Source organism: Agrococcus sp. SGAir0287, from assembly GCF_005484985.1.
Lineage (GTDB): Bacteria > Actinomycetota > Actinomycetes > Actinomycetales > Microbacteriaceae > Agrococcus.
This window is the reverse complement of sequence record NZ_CP027942.1, coordinates 1,938,815-1,957,941: the sequence shown is the minus strand read 5'-3', so window position 1 is coordinate 1,957,941 and position 19,127 is coordinate 1,938,815. Positions and strand designations below refer to the sequence as shown.

At 68.5% G+C, this 19,127-nt stretch carries 13 protein-coding genes and 3 rRNA genes; 13 read left to right on the top strand and 3 right to left on the bottom strand.

The features are described from left to right. The first annotated feature begins 3 nt into the window (after positions 1 to 3). The 4 genes from argB to argH all read left to right on the top strand — a co-directional run bounded on the left by argB (position 4) and on the right by argH (position 4,430). Positions 4 to 918, top strand: coding sequence for an acetylglutamate kinase (gene argB / locus C1N71_RS09300; protein WP_137756134.1), 915 nt, complete (start codon positions 4 to 6; stop codon positions 916 to 918). Beyond that, a complete protein-coding gene (gene argF / locus C1N71_RS09295; protein WP_137756133.1) occupies positions 915 to 1,838 on the top strand; it encodes an ornithine carbamoyltransferase in 924 nt (307 codons plus the stop codon). The genes argB and argF overlap by 4 nt, the downstream gene beginning before the upstream one ends. A 62-nt stretch (positions 1,839 to 1,900) precedes the next feature. Continuing rightward, positions 1,901 to 3,019, top strand: a complete 1,119-nt coding sequence (locus C1N71_RS09290; protein ID WP_137756132.1) for a heparan-alpha-glucosaminide N-acetyltransferase domain-containing protein — start codon at positions 1,901 to 1,903, stop codon at positions 3,017 to 3,019. Between the two features lie 10 nt (positions 3,020 to 3,029). Beyond that, on the top strand, positions 3,030 to 4,430 hold the full coding sequence (gene argH / locus C1N71_RS09285) for an argininosuccinate lyase (RefSeq protein ID WP_137756131.1): 1,401 nt from the start codon (positions 3,030 to 3,032) through the stop codon (positions 4,428 to 4,430). A gap of 43 nt (positions 4,431 to 4,473) precedes the next feature. Here the strand turns inward: argH and C1N71_RS09280 are convergent, their stop codons facing one another. Both C1N71_RS09280 and C1N71_RS09275 read right to left on the bottom strand, forming a co-directional pair. Then, positions 4,474 to 4,989 (bottom strand): hypothetical protein, encoded by a 516-nt coding sequence (locus C1N71_RS09280; protein WP_137756130.1) that lies wholly within the window; start codon positions 4,987 to 4,989, stop codon positions 4,474 to 4,476. After that, positions 4,982 to 5,593 (bottom strand): hypothetical protein, encoded by a 612-nt coding sequence (locus C1N71_RS09275; protein WP_137756129.1) that lies wholly within the window; start codon positions 5,591 to 5,593, stop codon positions 4,982 to 4,984. The genes C1N71_RS09280 and C1N71_RS09275 overlap by 8 nt, the downstream gene beginning before the upstream one ends. Positions 5,594 to 5,718: 125 nt before the next feature. Here C1N71_RS09275 and tyrS point away from each other — a divergent pair, with 125 nt between their 5' ends. From tyrS to C1N71_RS09240, 7 genes are all read left to right on the top strand, one after another. Next, positions 5,719 to 7,008, top strand: a complete 1,290-nt coding sequence (tyrS, locus tag C1N71_RS09270) for a tyrosine--tRNA ligase (RefSeq protein WP_254677966.1) — start codon at positions 5,719 to 5,721, stop codon at positions 7,006 to 7,008. Between the two features lie 870 nt (positions 7,009 to 7,878). Beyond that, a 16S ribosomal RNA gene (locus C1N71_RS09265) occupies positions 7,879 to 9,402 on the top strand. A 398-nt stretch (positions 9,403 to 9,800) separates the two neighbouring features. Beyond that, positions 9,801 to 12,920: ribosomal RNA gene (locus tag C1N71_RS09260) — 23S ribosomal RNA — on the top strand. 100 nt (positions 12,921 to 13,020) lie between these two features. Beyond that, positions 13,021 to 13,137, top strand: a 5S ribosomal RNA gene (gene rrf, locus C1N71_RS09255). Together the 16S, 23S and 5S rRNA genes form the textbook arrangement of a ribosomal RNA operon. Before the next feature lie 219 nt (positions 13,138 to 13,356). Continuing rightward, positions 13,357 to 14,370 carry a hypothetical protein gene (locus tag C1N71_RS09250; protein WP_137756128.1) on the top strand — a complete coding sequence of 338 codons (1,014 nt, stop codon included), beginning with the start codon at positions 13,357 to 13,359 and terminating at the stop codon, positions 14,368 to 14,370. Further along, positions 14,289 to 15,452, top strand: a complete 1,164-nt coding sequence (locus C1N71_RS09245; RefSeq protein ID WP_137756127.1) for a hypothetical protein — start codon at positions 14,289 to 14,291, stop codon at positions 15,450 to 15,452. Before C1N71_RS09250 ends, C1N71_RS09245 begins: the two co-directional genes overlap by 82 nt. Further along, complete coding sequence (locus C1N71_RS09240) at positions 15,449 to 16,435, top strand: HAD-IIA family hydrolase (protein ID WP_137756126.1); 987 nt, start codon at positions 15,449 to 15,451, stop codon at positions 16,433 to 16,435. Before C1N71_RS09245 ends, C1N71_RS09240 begins: the two co-directional genes overlap by 4 nt. A 7-nt stretch (positions 16,436 to 16,442) precedes the next feature. Here C1N71_RS09240 and C1N71_RS09235 read toward each other — a convergent pair whose 3' ends face one another. Next, positions 16,443 to 17,180, bottom strand: a complete 738-nt coding sequence (locus tag C1N71_RS09235; RefSeq protein ID WP_137756125.1) for a phosphotransferase — start codon at positions 17,178 to 17,180, stop codon at positions 16,443 to 16,445. Between the two features lie 95 nt (positions 17,181 to 17,275). On the opposite strand from C1N71_RS09235, the gene C1N71_RS09230 reads away from it, so the two are divergent. Continuing rightward, entirely contained in the window at positions 17,276 to 18,265 is a 990-nt protein-coding gene (locus C1N71_RS09230; RefSeq protein WP_368074094.1) for an NAD-dependent epimerase/dehydratase family protein, read from the top strand. A gap of 65 nt (positions 18,266 to 18,330) precedes the next feature. Then, positions 18,331 to 19,107 carry an isocitrate lyase/PEP mutase family protein gene (locus C1N71_RS09225; RefSeq protein ID WP_137756123.1) on the top strand — a complete coding sequence of 259 codons (777 nt, stop codon included), beginning with the start codon at positions 18,331 to 18,333 and terminating at the stop codon, positions 19,105 to 19,107. Positions 19,108 to 19,127: the final 20 nt, after the last annotated feature.

Sequence of the window (19,127 nt, the reverse complement as noted above, 5' to 3'; positions counted from 1 at the left end):
AGCATGACGACGCACGACGCCGCGATCGCGGCGACCCCGGCCGCGAAGGCGGCGACCCTCATCGAGTCGCTGCCGTGGCTGCAGCGCTTCCGCGGCGCGACGATGGTCATCAAGTACGGCGGCAACGCCATGGTGAACGAGGATCTGCAGCGCTCGTTCGCGCAGGACGTCGTCTACCTGCACCACGTGGGCATCAAGCCCGTCGTCGTGCACGGCGGCGGGCCGCAGATCTCCGCCGAGCTCGAGCGGCACGGCATCGCGAGCGAGTTCGTCGGCGGCTACCGCGTGACGAGCGCTGAGGCGATGAAGGTCGTGCGCATGGTGCTCACGGGCGAGGTGTCGCGCACGCTCGTGTCGCTCGTCAACGAGCACGGGCCGCACGCCGCGAGCCTGTCCGGCGAGGACGCGGGCCTCTTCCAGGCCGTGCGCCGCGGCGTGGTCGTCGACGGGCGCGAGGTGGACCTCGGTCACGTCGGCGACGTCGTCGCCGTCGACCCGCGCGCGGTGCAGCGCCTGCTCGACGACGACGTCATCCCCGTCGTGTCCTCCGTCGCCCCCGATCGCGATCGGCCCGGCGAGTCGCTCAACGTCAACGCCGACGCCGCGGCCGCAGCGCTCGCCATCGCGCTCGGCGCCGAGAAGCTCGTCGTGCTCACCGACGTCGCAGGGCTCTACCGAGACTGGCCCGACACCGCATCCCTCGTCTCGTCGATCGGCGTGGCCGAGCTGCGCGAGCTGCTGCCCGGCCTCGCCAGCGGGATGATCCCCAAGATGCAGGCGTGCCTCGACGCCGTCGAGGGCGGCGTCGCGAAGGCCGCGATCGTCGACGGGCGCGAGCCGCACGCCGTGCTGCTCGAGATCTTCACAGACTCCGGCTCCGGCACGGAGGTCCACCCCGACACCGAAGGACCCGCATGACCCGCCACCTGCTGCGCGACGACGACCTGAGCCCTGCCGAGCAGGCCGCGATCCTCGACCGCGCGGAGCGCATGAAGGTCGACCGGTTCGCCGAGCGGCCGCTCGAGGGCCCGCAGACGGTCGCCGTCATCTTCGACAAGTCGTCGACGCGCACGCGGGTGTCCTTCGCCGTCGGCATCGCCGACCTCGGTGGCGTGCCGCTCGTGATCTCGACCGCGTCGAGCCAGCTCGGCGGCAAGGAGACCGCGAGCGACACCGCGCGCGTGCTCGAGCGCCAGGTCGCCGCGATCGCCTGGCGCACGTACGCGCAGTCCGGGCTCGAGGAGATGGCGGCCGGGACGACCGTGCCCGTCATCAATGCGCTCAGCGACGACTTCCACCCCTGCCAGCTGCTCGCCGACCTGCTCACGATCCGCGAGCACAAGGGTGCGCTCGCCGGCCTGACCGTGGCATTCGTCGGCGACGGCGGCGACAACATGGTGCACTCGTATCTGCTGGCGTGCGCGACGGCCGGCATCCATCTGCGCGTCGCGCACCCCGTCGCGTACGGGCCGCGTCGCGAGATCGTCGACGACGCCATGCGCATCGCGGCGACCACAGGCGGCTCCATCACGCTGCTGTCGGACCCGGCCGAGGCGGTCGCCGACGCCGACGTCGTCGTCACCGACACGTGGGTGTCGATGGGACGCGAGGAGCAGAAGGCCGCGCGCATCGCGGCGTTCGGCGGCTACCAGGTCACGCGCGGACTGATGGCGAAGGCCAAGGGCGACGCGATCTTCCTGCACTGCCTGCCCGCCGACCGCGGGTTCGAGGTCGAGGCCGAGGTCATCGACGGACCGCAGTCGGTCATCTGGGACGAGGCGGAGAACCGCCTGCACGCACAGAAGGCCCTCCTCGCCTGGCTGCTCGAGCAGGACTGATCGGGCAGGCGCGGGTGACGACGCCGACCCCCGCGCCCGTGCACGCGCCGACGCGCGAACCGATGGGACCGCCTGCGCGCTCGTGGATCCGCCGCCGTCTGGCCGAGCTCGTCGGCGCCTCCGGGCGCGTCATCGGGCTCGACGTCGCCCGTGGCATCGCGGTGCTCGGCATGTTCGCCGTGCACACCCATGTCATCGCGTTCGAGCTCCGCTGGCTCGAGCCGGACACGTGGAGCGAGGTCGCGTGGGGCAACGCGTCCGCGACCTTCGCGGTCCTCGCAGGAGTCGCGGTCGCGATCGTCTCCGGCCGCACGCGCATCCCGGATGGCGTGCCGCTGCTGCAGGCGCGCATCCGCATCCTCGTGCGCGCCGCGCTGATCTTCGTGATCGGCGGCATCCTCGTCGCGTTCGGCACGGAGCTCGTCGTGATCGTCGAGTGCTACGCCGTGCTGTTCGCGATGAGCCTGCCGTTCCTGCGGATGCCGTGGTGGGGGCTCGCGGCGTTCGCGGTCGGCTGGATGCTCGTCACGCCTGTCGTGCGCGTGCTGCTCGTCGACCAGCTGCGCGATGCGCACTGGTTCGACTCCGCGATCGTCGACCTCGCGCTCACGGGCTTCTACCCGGCGCTGACGTGGTTCGGCTACACGCTCGTCGGCATGACGATCGGCCGCGTGCACCTCGAGCGGTGGCGCGTGCAGCTCGTCATCCTCGCCTCCGGCGTCGTCGCGATCGCGGCGGGCAACTTCGTGCCGCTCGCCCTCGGACCGCTCGAGCGCTTCCTCGTGGCGATCCGCACCGCCGTGCGCGGCACCGACGTCACGTCGCTCGTCGATCCCGAGGGTCACACGGGCTCGACCTTCGACCTCGTGTCCTCCGCCGGCGTCGCGTGCGTCGTCATCGCGCTGTGCCTGCTGACGCAGCGATGGCTGCGGTGGGTGCTGTTCCCGATCGCGGCCGTCGGGTCGATGAGCCTGACCGCCTACACGGCCCACGCGCTCGTCTTCCTCCTCGTCGACGGCTTCGCGGACGACCCGTGGGCGTGGGCGCGCCTCTCCGTCGGCGTCGTGGTCGGCTGCACGATCTGGCGCGCGATGCTGCCGAAGGGACCGCTCGAGTGGATGCTCTCGGGGCTGTCGCGCGCGGCGAGCGACGTGTCCGTCCGCGCCCTGCCGGGCCGATAGCCTCGAGGGCATGGGAACGCGTGAGGGATCGCTGTGGGGCGGGCGGTTCGCCGACGGACCGAGCCCGGAGCTGACGGCGCTGTCGCGCTCGACGCACTTCGACTGGCGGCTCGCGCAGCACGACATCCGCGGCTCGAAGGCCCACGCGACTGCGCTGCACGCCGCCGGCCATCTGACCGACGACGAGCTCGAGCGCATGCACGCGGCGCTCGACGAGCTCTCGGCGCGCGTCGCCGACGGCTCCTTCGCCGCGGCGCCGAGCGACGAGGACGTGCACGGCGCGCTCGAGCGCGGTCTCATCGCCATCGCGGGCCCCGACCTGGGCGGACGGATCCGCGCCGGCCGCAGCCGCAACGACCAGATCGCGACGCTCGTGCGCATGTGGATGCTCGAGGCGTCCGAGCGCGTCGAGCGCGGCGTGCGCGCCGTGATCGCGGCGCTCGTCGAGCAGGCGCAGGCGCATCCGGATGCCGTGATGCCCGGCCGCACCCACCTGCAGCACGCGCAGCCCGTGCTGCTCTCGCACCACCTCCTCGCGCATGCCTGGCCGCTCGTGCGCGACCTCGAGCGGCTCGCGCAGTGGCGCGTGCGCGCGAGCGCCTCGCCCTACGGCGCCGGCGCGCTCGCCGGCTCGTCGCTCGGGCTCGACCCCGCGCTCGTCGCGCGGGAGCTCGGCCTGTTGGGACCGACCGAGAACTCGCTCGACGCCACGAGCGCGCGCGACGTCGTCGCCGAGCTCGCGTTCATCGGCACGCTCATCGCGACGAACGTGTCGCGGCTGTCGGAGGAGGTCATCCTCTGGTCGACGCGCGAGTTCGGGTTCGTGCGGCTGCACGACGCCTTCTCGACGGGGTCGTCGATCATGCCGCAGAAGAAGAACCCCGACGTCGCCGAGCTCGCGCGCGGCAAGGCCGGGCGCATCCTCGGCGACCTCACGGGCCTCCTGGCGACCCTCAAGGCGCTGCCGCTCGCGTACAACCGCGACCTGCAGGAGGACAAGGAGCCGATCTTCGACATCATCGACCAGCTCGACCTCGTGCTGCCGGCCTTCGCAGGGCTCGTCGCGACGCTGACGTTCGACGAGGCGCGGATGCGCTCGCTCGCGCCGGAGGGCTTCGCGCTCGCGACCGACGTCGCCGAGTGGCTCGTGCGCGAGCGCGTGCCCTTCCGCGAGGCGCACGAGATCGCGGGCGCGCTCGTGCAGCACTGCGAGGAGCGCGGCATCGAGCTGCACGAGCCGAGCGACGCCGACTACGCCGCCATCGATCCGCGGCTCACGCCCGGCGTGCGCAGCGTGCTCGACGTGGACGGCGCCATCGCCAGCAGGTCGGGCGTCGGCGGCACGGCGCCATCGGCCGTCGCGGCGCAGCTCGCGGCGCTGCGCGCGCGGCTCGAGGCGCTCGACGCCTGAGGCGAGGCGCCGGCAGGCGTCCGCTCGCCCGGGCGGCGCGGGCTCAGCGCACGAGCGACCAGGCGGCGACGCCCCACAGGCCCGCGATCGCGAGGCTCGCGAGCGAGCCGACGAGGAACCGCTCGCGCATGCGCGCCGCCGCCTGCGCGTCGTCGCCGGCGAGCTCCGCGAATCGGCCGACGGCCTTGATGGCGACGACGGCGGCGATGATGGTCGGCTCGCCCGCCGCGATCGCCAGGATCGTGGCGGCGCGCTCGAGCACGCCGATCATCGTGCCCCCGCGCATCGAGTTCCGCGGCGGCACGAGGTCCGAGGTCGGGCGCGGCTCGGAGCCGGGTGCGTCGAGCCGCGACCGGGGCGGATCCGCGATCCGGAAGACCATCGGCACAACGGCGGCGCCGTGCGCGGTGCCGGCGGCGGTCAGGAGCGCGACGGCGACGACCTGCATCCACGGGACGCCCACCGTCGTCGAGAGGCCGAGGACCGTGAGCGCGCCCACGACCAGCAGGCCGAGCACCGACGCGGCGGTGAGCAGCGCGAGCCGCGTCCTGTCACGCATCGCGTCCTCCCACGAGCCTCGCCAGCATGCCCTCGACGGTAGCGACACCCGCCGACTCGATCCGCAGGCCGGCGGCGATCGCGCGTGCCGAGACGGCGCTGGCCGAGATGCCCAGCTCGTCCGCCACCTCCCGCTGCGTCGCGTGCCGCTCCAGCAGGTCGGCGACCTCCCAACCCTCCTTCGAACGCCGATCGCGCAGCGCGACTGTGAGCCACAGCACGGCCTCGATGTCCTCGGCTGCCGAGGCGAGCGCATCGTCCTCGACCTCGACCGCGAGGCGCGCCGGAGCGGACTTGGCGCGCTCCACGGCACGCCGGGCGGCGAAGAACGCGTCGCCCGTGGATGCGGCGGGGTCGTCGGCGATCGCGGCGCCGCCGATGCCGATGCCGATGCTCCAGGCGCGCGAGCGCGCGAGGTCGAGCGTGATCCCCACGGCGGCGGAGGAGTCGTCCGTGACGAGCTGGAGCTCGTCGCCCGCGAAGCGCGCGATGGGGGAGCGCAGCGTGCGGCCCCACCGCGAGGCGAGGGCCGTGCGGATCTCGTCGACGTCATCGGCGTGCGTGCGCGATCCGCGTCGATCGATCGTGAGCACGATCGTGTGCATGGCCACCTCCAGCCCTCAGGCTTGCGCGTCGAGACTCAAGGCTACAGGCTTGATTCGATCACGACAAGCCTCCAGGCTTGATTCCTGTCCTCTCCGGATGCGCGCCGGCGACTACGCTGGAGCACGTGCAGACCGCGCCCATCCAGCTCGACCCGTCCTTCGAGACCGTGTGGGACGAGCTGGTCTATCGCGGCTCGGTGCACGTCTCGACGGATCCGGAGGCCCTGCGCGCCGCGCTCGGCGGCGAGCCGATCACGTTCTACTGCGGCTTCGACCCGACTGCGCCGAGCCTGCACCTGGGCAACCTCGCCCAGCTCGTCGTCATGCGGCGCCTGCAGCTCGCCGGCCACCACCCCCTCGGGCTCGTGGGTGGCTCCACCGGGCTGATCGGCGACCCCAAGCCCACGAGCGAGCGGCAGCTCAACGCGCGCGAGACCGTGGCCGAGTGGGTCTCCTACCTCCAGGCGCAGGTGTCGCGCTTCCTCGCGACCGACGGCGAGAACCCGGCGCGGCTCGTGAACAACCTCGACTGGACGGCGCCCATGTCGACCGTGGACTTCCTCCGGGAGGTCGGCAAGCACTTCCGCGTGGGCACGATGCTCAAGAAGGACGCCGTCGCCGCGAGGCTCGAGTCCGAGGACGGCATCTCGTACGCGGAGTTCAGCTACCAGGTCCTGCAGGGCATGGACTTCCTCGAGCTCTACCGCACGTACGGATGCACGCTGCAGACCGGCGGCTCCGACCAGTGGGGCAACCTGACCGCGGGCACCGAGCTCATCCGCAAGGCCGAGGGCGCGCACGTGCACGCCATCGGCACGCCGCTCATCACCGAGCCCGACGGGCGGAAGTTCGGCAAGAGCGAGGGCAACGCGGTCTGGCTCGACGCCAACCTGACGACGCCGTACGCGATGTACCAGTTCTGGCTCAACCAGGACGACGCCATCGTCGTGCAGCTGCTCAAGTCGTTCACGTTCCTCACGCGGGAGCGCATCGACGAGCTCGAGCAGGCGGTCGCGGATGCGCCGTTCCGGCGCGAGGCGCAGCGCGCGCTCGCGACCGAGGTGACGGCGTACGTCCACGGGGAGGACGCGATGCGCCAGGCGATCGAGGCATCCGCGGCGCTCTTCGGATCCGGAGACCTCACGGCGCTCGAGGTCGACACGCTCGAGGCGGCGATCGCGTCGCTCGAGACCGTCGCCGCCACCGAGGACGCCCCGATCCTCCTGCTCCTGCAGGAGGCGGGCCTCGTCGACTCGCTCTCCGAGGGCAGGCGAGCGATCGCGCAGGGCGGCGTCTCGGTGAACAACGAGCGGATCGACGACGAGGCCGCGACCCTGCGCGGTCGCCTGCTGCACGGCAGGTTCGCCGTGCTGCGCCGCGGCAAGAAGACCCTCGCCGGCGTCGACGCCGGCTGACCGCACCACCACCCGACGGGGCCCCGCGAGATGCGGGGCCCCGTCGTCGTCCCATCGCCGATCGGGTGCGTGCCTCCGCGGCGCCGATCCCCCCAGGGCGCCGCCGAGACCCGCGCTGCCCATCGACCGCGCAGCAGGACGAACCTGGGAGGGCGCCGCGACACGCCCGGGATGACGACGATTTGGGGGAGGGGCGCTCGAGCAACGTATTGTTCTAACTCGTCACCCCAAAGGTGCCGGGCCCGGAAGGGGCCAGGGCCTCAAGAGGGACCACCTCCACTCAGAGCCGGCCGGCTGGTCTTGCACTTCGCTGCTGCCGCTCGTATGGTGGAGAGCCACTCGACGCTGGTCGCTCCTGGCACGGTTCACACCGGGACAGGGCGCGACACGCCGGACTTGATCCGATCGAGACGCGCTGATAGCTTCTTGCAAGCTGCTAGCCCGACTCGGAAGCGAGGCGCGCTCACAGGGAATCATCCCGCCGAGCGCGACACGCCGGATTTGGTCCGACGGAGTCGAGATGGTAGCTTCGAGAAGTTGCCACCTCGGCCACAGCAGTTCGCAGTCTCCACGGAGACCGCGACACGCCGGATTTGAACCGGCCGAGCCGAGGTGCTAACCTTCACAGGTTGCCATCTCGCGGAGAGTCGCGTGGCAACTGCAGGGCCTCGATGCAAACCCGGAAGGGTGCGGTCGAGAGCGCCCGATCCTTGAGAACTCAACAGCGTGCACAATGTCAAATGCCAAATAACCTCGACGTGCCTTCGGGCACGAGAGATTCCTTTTGGACAAATACAAGATTGTCAGTAGACAGTCTTTTGTCAGCATCAAACTCGCTGCCGCCGGCTCGCCGGTGGTACGCAAAGTTTCTTTACGGAGAGTTTGATCCTGGCTCAGGACGAACGCTGGCGGCGTGCTTAACACATGCAAGTCGAACGATGAACGAGGAGCTTGCTCCTCGGGATTAGTGGCGAACGGGTGAGTAACACGTGAGCAATCTGCCCCTGACTCTGGGATAAGCGCTGGAAACGGCGTCTAATACCGGATACGAGCCGAGCAGGCATCTGCATCGGCTGGAAAGAACTTCGGTCAGGGATGAGCTCGCGGCCTATCAGCTAGTTGGTGAGGTAACGGCTCACCAAGGCGACGACGGGTAGCCGGCCTGAGAGGGTGACCGGCCACACTGGGACTGAGACACGGCCCAGACTCCTACGGGAGGCAGCAGTGGGGAATATTGCACAATGGGCGCAAGCCTGATGCAGCAACGCCGCGTGAGGGACGACGGCCTTCGGGTTGTAAACCTCTTTTAGCAGGGAAGAAGCGAAAGTGACGGTACCTGCAGAAAAAGCACCGGCTAACTACGTGCCAGCAGCCGCGGTAATACGTAGGGTGCGAGCGTTGTCCGGAATTATTGGGCGTAAAGAGCTCGTAGGCGGTCTGTCGCGTCTGCTGTGAAAACCCGAGGCTCAACCTCGGGCCTGCAGTGGGTACGGGCAGACTAGAGTGCGGTAGGGGAGATTGGAATTCCTGGTGTAGCGGTGGAATGCGCAGATATCAGGAGGAACACCGATGGCGAAGGCAGATCTCTGGGCCGTTACTGACGCTGAGGAGCGAAAGCGTGGGGAGCAAACAGGCTTAGATACCCTGGTAGTCCACGCCGTAAACGTTGGGAACTAGATGTGGGGACCATTCCACGGTCTCCGTGTCGTAGCTAACGCATTAAGTTCCCCGCCTGGGGAGTACGGCCGCAAGGCTAAAACTCAAAGGAATTGACGGGGGCCCGCACAAGCGGCGGAGCATGCGGATTAATTCGATGCAACGCGAAGAACCTTACCAAGGCTTGACATGTACGAGAACGCACTGGAGACAGTGAACTCTTTGGACACTCGTATACAGGTGGTGCATGGTTGTCGTCAGCTCGTGTCGTGAGATGTTGGGTTAAGTCCCGCAACGAGCGCAACCCTCGTCCTATGTTGCCAGCACGTCATGGTGGGAACTCATGGGATACTGCCGGGGTCAACTCGGAGGAAGGTGGGGATGAGGTCAAATCATCATGCCCCTTATGTCTTGGGCTTCACGCATGCTACAATGGCCGGTACAATGGGCTGCGATACCGCAAGGTGGAGCGAATCCCAAAAAGCCGGTCTCAGTTCGGATTGAGGTCTGCAACTCGACCTCATGAAGTCGGAGTCGCTAGTAATCGCAGATCAGCAACGCTGCGGTGAATACGTTCCCGGGCCTTGTACACACCGCCCGTCAAGTCATGAAAGTCGGTAACACCCGAAGCCGGTGGCCTAACCCTTGTGGAGGGAGCCGTCGAAGGTGGGATCGGTAATTAGGACTAAGTCGTAACAAGGTAGCCGTACCGGAAGGTGCGGCTGGATCACCTCCTTTCTAAGGAGCATCGAGATCGGGAGACCGATCGAGAGCCACTTCGGTCGCGAACGACGACCGGTGGTCGCTCATGGGTGGAACATTGACATTGGCGCTCCTCGAGCGCTGCTCCTTCTCAGTACGGCCGGCTTGCCGGCAAGGAACGGAAGAGCAGCTCGGAGGGAGCGCATGCACGCTGTTGGGTCCTGAGGGACCGGACGCAGTCGCCTCGGCGACTACGGACAGCCCTCGGACCGGCGCGAACCGATCGATGATCGGCGAGCGACGGTACCGACCGTATGTTGAGAACTACACAGTGGACGCGAGCATCTTAGAGCTCTGGAATTGTTCCAGGGTTCGATCAATTATTTGGTGCACCTGCCTCGTGCAGGTGCTTCCGATAACCAACACTCATGTGTGATCAAGTCTCTAAGAGCAAACGGTGGATGCCTTGGCATCTGGAGCCGATGAAGGACGTAGTAATCTGCGATAAGCCTCGGGGAGCTGATAAACGAGCCTCGATCCGAGGATCTCCGAATGGGGAAACCCCGCTGGGCGGCGTGCCGACCCAGTGACTCCCGCCTGAATATATAGGGCGGGTAGAGGGAACGTGGGGAAGTGAAACATCTCAGTACCCACAGGAAGAGAAAACAACCGTGATTCCGTTAGTAGTGGCGAGCGAAAGCGGAAGAGGCCAAACCGATCATGTGTGATAGCCGGCAGGCGTTGCATGGTCGGGGTTGCGGGACCCTTCAGTCGATCTGCCGATCGACAAGCGTTACAGCGCGACATAGACGAAGAGCTTGGAAAGGCTCACCATAGACGGTGACAGTCCGGTAGTCGAAATGTCGTTATGGCGCGAGGGGGATCCCAAGTAGCACGGGGCCCGAGAAATCCCGTGTGAATCTGCCAGGACCACCTGGTAAGCCTAAATACTCCCAGATGACCGATAGCGGACAAGTACCGTGAGGGAAAGGTGAAAAGTACCCCGGGAGGGGAGTGAAATAGTACCTGAAACCGTTTGCTTACAAACCGTCGGAGCAGCCCTGGTAGCTGTGACGGCGTGCCTTTTGAAGAATGAGCCTGCGAGTTAGCGATATGTGGCGAGGTTAACCCGAGTGGGGTAGCCGTAGCGAAAGCGAGTCTGAATAGGGCGATCCAGTCGCATGTCCTAGACCCGAAGCGAAGTGATCTATCCATGGCCAGGTTGAAGCGAGGGTAAGACCTCGTGGAGGACCGAACCCACTTAGGTTGAAAACTGAGGGGATGAGCTGTGGATAGGGGTGAAAGGCCAATCAAACTTCGTGATAGCTGGTTCTCTCCGAAATGCATTTAGGTGCAGCGTTGCGTGTTTCTTGCCGGAGGTAGAGCTACTGGATGGCCGATGGGCCCCAAAAGGTTACTGACGTCAGCCAAACTCCGAATGCCGGTAAGTGAGAGCGCAGCAGTGAGACTGTGGGGGATAAGCTTCATAGTCGAGAGGGAAACAACCCAGACCATCAACTAAGGTCCCTAAGCGTGTGCTAAGTGGAAAAGGATGTGGAGTTGCTTAGACAACCAGGAGGTTGGCTTAGAAGCAGCCACCCTTGAAAGAGTGCGTAATAGCTCACTGGTCAAGTGATTCCGCGCCGACAATGTAACGGGGCTCAAGCACACCACCGAAGTTATGGGATTCGCGCAACAGCTCGGCAGCCACTCGTGGCTGTCCAGGCGTGCGGATCGGTAGGAGAGCGTCGTGCAGCGAGCGAAGCGGCGGTGGAAACCAGCCGTGGACGCTGCACGAGTGAGAATGCAGGCATGAGTAGCGAAAGACATGTGAGAAACATGTCCTCCGAAAGACCAAGGGTTCCAGGGTCAAGCTAATCTTCCCTGGGTAAGCCGGGACCTAAGGCGAGGCCGACAGGCGTAGTCGATGGACAGCAGGTTGATATTCCTGCGCTGGCGAAGAACCGCCCAAGTCAATCCAGTGGTGCTAAGAGTCCGAATCCTTGGATCCGATCCCTTCGGGGTGACGTTCCTTGGGCTAGCACTCGACCCCATGCTGGTGCGGCTAGCGTAGTAACAGGTGTGACGCAGGAAGGTAGTCGAACCGGGCCGATGGTTGAGTCCGGGCAAGGTCGTAGGGGTGAAGATAGGCAAATCCGTCTTCTCCATTCCCCGAGAGCTGATGCCGAACCCTAGAGGGAAGTCGACGATCCTATGCTGCCTAGAAAAGCATCGACGCGAGGTTCAAGTCACCCGTACCCCAAACCGACTCAGGTGGTCAGGTAGAGAATACCAAGGAGATCGAGAGAATCGTGGTTAAGGAACTCGGCAAAATGCCCCCGTAACTTCGGGAGAAGGGGGGCCTGAGGCGTGATGGGACTTGCTCCCTGAGCGTTTGACGGCCGCAGAGACCAGTGGGAAGCGACTGTTTACTAAAAACACAGGTCCGTGCCAAGTCGCAAGACGATGTATACGGACTGACGCCTGCCCGGTGCTGGAAGGTTACGAGGAAGGGTTAGCGCAAGCGAAGCTCTGAATTTAAGCCCCAGTAAACGGCGGTGGTAACTATAACCATCCTAAGGTAGCGAAATTCCTTGTCGGGTAAGTTCCGACCTGCACGAATGGCGTAACGACTTCCCAGCTGTCTCAACCGCGAACTCGGCGAAATTGCACTACGAGTAAAGATGCTCGTTACGCGCAGAAGGACGGAAAGACCCCGTGACCTTTACTACAGCTTGGTATTGGTGTTCGGCGTGGCTTGTGTAGGATAGGTGGGAGACTGTGAAGCTTGGACGCTAGTTCAGGTGGAGTCGCCGTTGAAATACCACTCTGGTCACTCTGGATATCTAACTTCGAACCGTGATCCGGTTCAGGGACAGTGCCTGGTGGGTAGTTTAACTGGGGCGGTTGCCTCCCAAAGAGTAACGGAGGCGCCCAAAGGTTCCCTCAACCTGGTTGGCAATCAGGTGTCGAGTGTAAGTGCACAAGGGAGCTTGACTGTGACAGTGACAACTGGAGCAGGGACGAAAGTCGGGACTAGTGATCCGGCAGTGGCTTGTGGAAGCGCTGTCGCTCAACGGATAAAAGGTACCTCGGGGATAACAGGCTGATCTTGCCCAAGAGTCCATATCGACGGCATGGTTTGGCACCTCGATGTCGGCTCGTCGCATCCTGGGGCTGGAGTAGGTCCCAAGGGTTGGGCTGTTCGCCCATTAAAGCGGCACGCGAGCTGGGTTTAGAACGTCGTGAGACAGTTCGGTCCCTATCCTCTGTGCGCGTAGGAAGTTTGAGAGGATCTGACCCTAGTACGAGAGGACCGGGTTGGACGAACCTCTGGTGTGTCAGTTGTTCCGCCAGGAGCACCGCTGATTAGCTACGTTCGGGATGGATAACCGCTGAAAGCATCTAAGCGGGAAGCCGGCCTCAAGATGAGACTTCCATGCCTTCGGGCGAGAGGCCCCCAGCCAGACGACTGGGTTGATAGGCCGGATGTGGAAGCGGGGACTAACGACCCGTGGAGCTGACCGGTACTAATAGGCCGATGACTTGATAACTCATCACATGAGCGTGATGCTTGCGTCCACTTTGTGGTTCTCGATGGACGGTCGAGAACTGGATCCCATGATGGATCCGCGACAGAAACATCAATAGTGTTTCGGCGGCCATAGCGAGAGGGAAACGCCCGGTCACATTCCGAACCCGGAAGCTAAGCCTCTCAGCGCCGATGGTACTGCAGGGGGGACCCTGTGGGAGAGTAGGACACCGCCGGACTTCTTTTCGAAAGGGGCCCCAGCCATGATGCTGGGGCCCCTTTCGCTTTTCCAGGAGGAATGACCGTGGCTGAGAGCTGGGACCGCGACCGACGGCGTGACGGATCGCCGACCGGAGGTCGACCCTCTGGAGGCCGGCGCGACGACTCGAGTCCTCGCCGCCGCGACGATCGCGAGGGCAGCGGCGAGCGTCGCTTCTCGCGCGAGAGCGGTGGTCCGCGTGGCGGCGCCCCTCGGGGCGGCGAGCGTCGGCCCTTCGAGCGACGCGACGACGATCGTCGCCCGCAGCGCGATGGCGAGCGTCGCCCGTTCCAGCGTGACGACCGCGCTTCGCGCCGGGACGACGACCGTCGCCCGCAGCGCGATGGCGAGCGTCGTCCGTATCAGCGTGACGACCGCGGCCCGCGCCGGGACGACGACCGTCGCTCGTTCCAGCGGGACGGCGAGCGTCGTCCGTATCAGCGCGACGACCGCGGTCCCCGCCGCGATGGCGACAGCCGTCCGCAGCGTGACGGGGAGCGTCGTCCGTATCAGCGTGACGACCGCGGTCCCCGCCGCGATGGCGACAGCCGTCCGCAGCGTGACGGGGAGCGTCGTGCGCATCAGCGCGATGACCGCGGTCCCCGCCGCGACGATGACCGACGGTCCTTCCAGCGCGACGACCGTCGCCCGCAGCGTGACGGGGAGCGTCGTCCGTATCAGCGCGACGACCGCGGTCCCCGCCGCGACGACGGCCGACGCCCGCAGCGTGACGGGGAGCGTCGTCCGTATCAGCGCGACGACCGCGGTCCCCGGCGCGACGATGACCGACGGTCCTTCCAGCGCGACGACCGTCGTCCGCCGCGTGACGGGGAGCGTCGTCCGTACCAGCGCGACGACCGCGGTCCCCGGCGCGACGATGACCGACGGTCCTTCCAGCGCGACGACCGTCGCCCGCAGCGTGACGGGGAGCGTCGTCCGTATCAGCGTGACGACCGTGGTCCCCGCCGCGATGGCGACAGCCGTCCGCCGCGTGACGGGGAGCGTCGTCCGCATCAGCGCGATGACCGCGGTCCCCGCCGCGGCGACGACCGCCCGCGGCGCGAGCCTGCGCGTGCCGGTCGGGAGGAGCACGGCTTCCGCGGCACGGGCACGGGGGAGAGCTTCCACCAGGTGCGCGACGAGTTCGACGCACCGCTGCTGCCGGCCGACGTCGAGGCGAGCGACCTCGCGCCCGAGGCACGCATGCAGCTGAAGACGCTCGACAAGGACAACGCGGACGTGGTCGCACGCCACCTCGCGATGGTCGAGCGCCTCATCGACGACGATCCTGCGCTGGCGCACCAGCACGCGCTGGCCGCGTCGCGCCGTGCTGGGCGCATCGGCGTCGTGCGCGAGACGCTCGCGATCACGGCCTACCAGCTCGAGGACTTCGGGCTCGCGCTGCGCGAGCTGCGCACGTTCCGTCGCATCACCGGCTCGGACGAGCAGCTGCCGCTCATGGTCGACTGCGAGCGCGGCCTCGGCCGACCCGAGAAGGCGCTCGAGCTGTCGCGCAGCGTCGACGCGGCGACGCTGCCGACGCCCGTTCGGGTCGAGCTCGCCATCGCGCGGTCGGGTGCACGCCTCGATCTCGGTCAGACCCAGGCGGCGCTCGACGAGCTGCGCATCCCCGAGCTGCAGCGCGACGTGGCCTACTTGTACAGCCCCGCCCTCTTCGCGGCGTTCGCGACCGTGCTCGAGGAGCTCGGCAGGGACGAGGAGGCTGCGGAGTGGATCGCGCTCGCGGATCGGGCGATCGATGCGCTGCAGGCCGCCGCCGACCCGGGCGAGGCCGAGACCGTGCGCGTGACCGAGGAGTGGGTCGACGTGCCGTACGAGGGCCTCGAGGACGAGGGGCTCGAGGACGAGCAGACCGCGGACGAGCAGGCCGAGGACGACCGGGTCCAGGAGCAGCAGGAGCAGTCCGTCGAGGACGCCGACGAGCAGGACTCCATGGCGGGCGTCGTGGACGGCACGCACGCCGAGTCCGCCGCGGCGCCGATCGACGCCGCCGACGCGCTCGTCGACACCTCGGCCGCGGCGATCGAGGCAGAGGTCGAGGCGCTGCTCGCCGACGTGCAGGACACCACGGTGGCGGACGACGCCGCATCGTCCCACGAGGAGGACGAGGCCGACGTCGCGCTCTTCGCGATCGAGCCGGAGGACGCGGGGGAGTCCGCGACCGAGCTCGCCGAGTCGGACGCCGCGCAGGCGGAGGAGCCGGCGCCCGACGCGCCCGCCCACGAGGCGGACGCATCCGACGACGACGCCGCAGGCGAGGGGCCGCGCGCATGACGAGGCTGCTGGACGGCGTCGACGCCGTGCTGTTCGACCTCGACGGCGTCGTCTACGAGGGGCCGACGGCGGTGCCGCACGCGATCGATGCCATCGGCGCCATCCAGCAGCCTGTGCTGTACCTGACGAACAACGCCTCGCGCACCGACGCGCAGGTCGCCGCCCACCTGAGCGAGCTCGGCATCGCGACCGCCCCGGAGCAGGTCGTCACGAGCCCGCAGGCCGCGATGCCGCTGCTCGCCGAGCACGCGAAGCCCGGCGACGCGATCCTCGTCGTCGGCGGCGACGGCATCACCGTCGAGCTCGAGGCGCGCGGCTACCGCGTCGTTCGCACGGCTGCCGAGGATCCCGTGGCCGTCATCCAGGGCTTCGCGCCGCACGTCGGGTGGAAGGACCTCGCGGAGGCCGCCTTCGCGCTGCACCGCGGCATCCCGTGGATCGCGACGAACATGGACTGGACGATCCCGCAGGCCGGGGGCATCGCACCGGGCAACGGCACGCTCGTCTCCGCCGTGCACACGGCCGTCGGCCGGATGCCGCAGGTCGCGGGCAAGCCCGAGACGCCCATCTTCCACGCCGCGCTCGAGCGCGTGGGCGCGCGCTCGGCGATCATGGTCGGCGACCGTCTCGACACCGACATCCGCGGCGCGAACCGCGCCGGCATCCCGAGCGTCCTCGTGCTCACCGGCATCGATCGGGCGCGCGCGGTGCTCGCGGCGGCGCCGGATGATCGGCCGACCCATGTCGTCGCCGACCTGCGCGAGCTGCACAAGGAGCTGCCCGAGACGCGCGAGACGTTCGAGCGCTCGACGGGCGCGACCTACGCCGAGGTGGGCCGCGCGGCGGTGCGCCGGCTCGGCGGGGACGTCACGCTCGTGCGCGCCGGCGAGGGCGCGGACACCCTGCGAGCCGCCCTGCACCTCGTGGCGACGGCGGATCGCGGACCGGCGGCGATGCGCATCGACCCGGCGCTGCTGGGCTGACGCCGCCTCAGTCCGCGACGTCCCACAGCGCCCGGTAGTAGGCGACGCGCGTCGCGTCTGGCTCGACGCCGTAGCTGCGCCAGAAGAGCGGCTCGAGGCCGGCGCCGTAGTTCCACTCGAGCGACATCGACGCGACCGCGAGGTCCGACCAGCGGTCCGCGAGTCCGAGCCTGCCCACGTCGACCGTCGCGAGGAAGGCGCCGTGCGCGTCGAGCAGCGTGTTCGGCGCGCACGCGTCGCCGTGCCCCACGACCAGGCGATCGATGCTCGGCGCATCCTCCAGCGAGGCGGGGACCGTGCCGCTCGCGGCGCGCGCCGAGCGGATGCGGTCGGCCGGCAGCCACCTCCACGGGCAGTCCTCGGGCGGAAGCGCGTGCAGCCTGCGCAATCCTTCGGCGATCGCGCGGACGGCCGTCTCGGGCTCGCGCAGCCAGCGCGCCGACGCAGCACCGTCGCCGGGGAGGGCCTCCGTGACGAGCAGCTCGCCGTCGTCGACGATGCCGTGGTGCCGCACCAGCGGAGCGGGATGACGCGCCACGAGCCATCGCAGCCGCTGCGCCTCCGCCGCGAGCCGCGGACCGCCGGGCGGGCTCCACTTGGCGACGAGCGGGTCGTCGCCGTCGATGGCGATCGTGAGGCCACCGAGCTCGTTGCGCCACAGCATGCGCGTCGCTCGTCCGCCGGCGAGCGCCCGGACCGACGCCGGCACGGGCGTGTCCGCGGGGGGCGTGCTCGCGAGGACCATGACGACGACGCTAGCCGCACGTCGACGCCCTCCCTCCCGTTCGCCGGGTGCGAATGCACTGGTGCTCGCCCGGCCGCGATGCCATGCTGCGAGGCGTGCGCATCCTCGTCCTCGGCGGCACCGCCTGGCTGGGCCGCGCCATCGCGACCGCGCACCTCGCCGCCGGGCACGACGTCACGTGCGTCGCGCGCGGCAGCGACGTGCCGCATGGTGCGGCGCTCGTGCGCGTCGATCGCGACGAGGGAGCGACGGCGCTCGCACGCGAGGCGGCGCTCGAGGGATCGTGGGACGAGGTCGTCGACGTCACCAGCGTGCCGAGCCACGCGACGGCAGCGGCGACCGTGCTCGCGCCTCGAGCGCGGCACTGGACCCTGGTCTCGACGATCTCGGTCTACCGCGACGCCGATCGACCTGGCGCCGACGAGTCCGCGCGCATCCTCGAGCCCTCCGAGGATCCGCACGACTACGGGCGCGCAAAGGTGCGCATCGAGGAGATCGTGCGTGCGGCACTCGGCGACCGACTGCTCGTCGTGCGACCCGGCCTCATCGTCGGTCCCGGCGATCCCACCGACCGCTACGGCTCCTGGGCCGCCCGCGCGGCGCTCGCCGGCGACGCGCCGCTGCTCGTGCCCGCGCGCGACGTCGCCGCGCAGGTCATCGACGTCCGCGACCTCGCCGCCGCCATCGTCGAGCTCGGCGCTCGCGGCGTCGTCGGCGTGCGCGACGCCGTCGGTCCCGTCTCGACGCTGCGATCGCTCGTCGACGAGATCCGTGCCGCAGCGGGCCACGCGGGCGCCGTGGTCGAGGCGACGGACGCGGAGCTCGAGCGGCTGGACGTGCAGCCGTGGGGCGGGCCGCGCTCGCTCGCGCTCTGGCTGCCGCCCGCGGCCGCCGGGCTCGGCGCGCGCTCCAACGCCGCGCTGCTCGCCGACGGCGTGCGGCTGCGGTCGACCGCCGAGACGGCGCGCGACGTCGTCGTCGACGAGCGCGCCCGAGGGCTCGACCGTGCCCGTGCGAGCGGGCTGACCCGTGCCGACGAGGTCGCCGTGCTCGCCGCGCTCGCGCACGACGCCGTGGACGGCTGATCGAGCCGCGGCCCCCATCGACCACGCACCGTAGAGACCACCGCTGACCCGTCGAGGAGCACCGCATGACCACCACCGCCGAGCGCGCGACCGAGCTGCTGCGCCTGCACCGCGACCCGAGCCTCCTGAAGGTCGTGAACGTGTGGGATCCGATCTCCGCGTCCGCCGTCGCCGGCGCGGCAGGGACGTCCGCGCTCGCCACCGCCAGCCACTCCATCGCCGCGACGCTCGGCTACGAGGACGGCGAGCGCATCCCCGTCGACGAGATGCTCGACATGGTGCGCCGCATCGTCGTCGCCACGGACCTCCCCGTCACGGCCGACCTCGAGGGCGGCTACGGCGACGCACCCGAGACCGTGCGTCGCGCGATCGAGCTCGGCGTCGTCGGCGCGAACGTCGAGGACCAGCTGCAGCCCGTCGACGAGGCCGCGGCCCAGGTCGAGGCGATCATGCGCGTCGCCCGCGACGCGGGCGTGCCCGACTTCGTGCTCAACGCCCGCACGGACGCGTTCGTGCTCGGCGGCGATCGCGACCGCGACGTCATCGTCGCCGACGCGCTCGAGCGCGGCCGCGCCTACCTCGATGCCGGCGCGCCCGTCGTGTTCGTGCCGGGTCCGGTCACGAGCGAGGAGGTGCGCACGCTCGTCGACGCCTTCGGCCCGCAGCGGCTGACGACCATCGCCGTGCCGGGCACGCCCTCCTTCGACGAGCTGCAGGTGCTCGGCGTCGCGCGCGTCTCGTTCGGCCCGATCTCGCAGCGCGTGGCGCTCACGGCGCTGCAGGAGCTCGCCGAGACCGCGCTGGCGCACGGCGAGCTGCCCGGGTTCCGCGTCCTGAACTGACCCGAGCCGCTCCCGCGCAT

Bases quoted from the DNA above. Each gene is read 5' to 3' on its own strand.
- C1N71_RS09235 (WP_137756125.1), bottom strand. From the start codon at position 17,180: ATGGTCCTCGCGAGCACGCCCCCCGCGGACACGCCCGTGCCGGCGTCG.
- C1N71_RS09275 (WP_137756129.1), bottom strand. From the start codon at position 5,593: ATGCACACGATCGTGCTCACGATCGATCGACGCGGATCGCGCACGCAC.
- C1N71_RS09290 (WP_137756132.1), top strand. From the start codon at position 1,901: ATGGGACCGCCTGCGCGCTCGTGGATCCGCCGCCGTCTGGCCGAGCTC.
- argB (WP_137756134.1), top strand. From the start codon at position 4: ATGACGACGCACGACGCCGCGATCGCGGCGACCCCGGCCGCGAAGGCG.
- C1N71_RS09280 (WP_137756130.1), bottom strand. From the start codon at position 4,989: ATGCGTGACAGGACGCGGCTCGCGCTGCTCACCGCCGCGTCGGTGCTC.
- C1N71_RS09225 (WP_137756123.1), top strand. From the start codon at position 18,331: ATGACCACCACCGCCGAGCGCGCGACCGAGCTGCTGCGCCTGCACCGC.
- C1N71_RS09240 (WP_137756126.1), top strand. From the start codon at position 15,449: ATGACGAGGCTGCTGGACGGCGTCGACGCCGTGCTGTTCGACCTCGAC.
- argF (WP_137756133.1), top strand. From the start codon at position 915: ATGACCCGCCACCTGCTGCGCGACGACGACCTGAGCCCTGCCGAGCAG.
- argH (WP_137756131.1), top strand. From the start codon at position 3,030: ATGGGAACGCGTGAGGGATCGCTGTGGGGCGGGCGGTTCGCCGACGGA.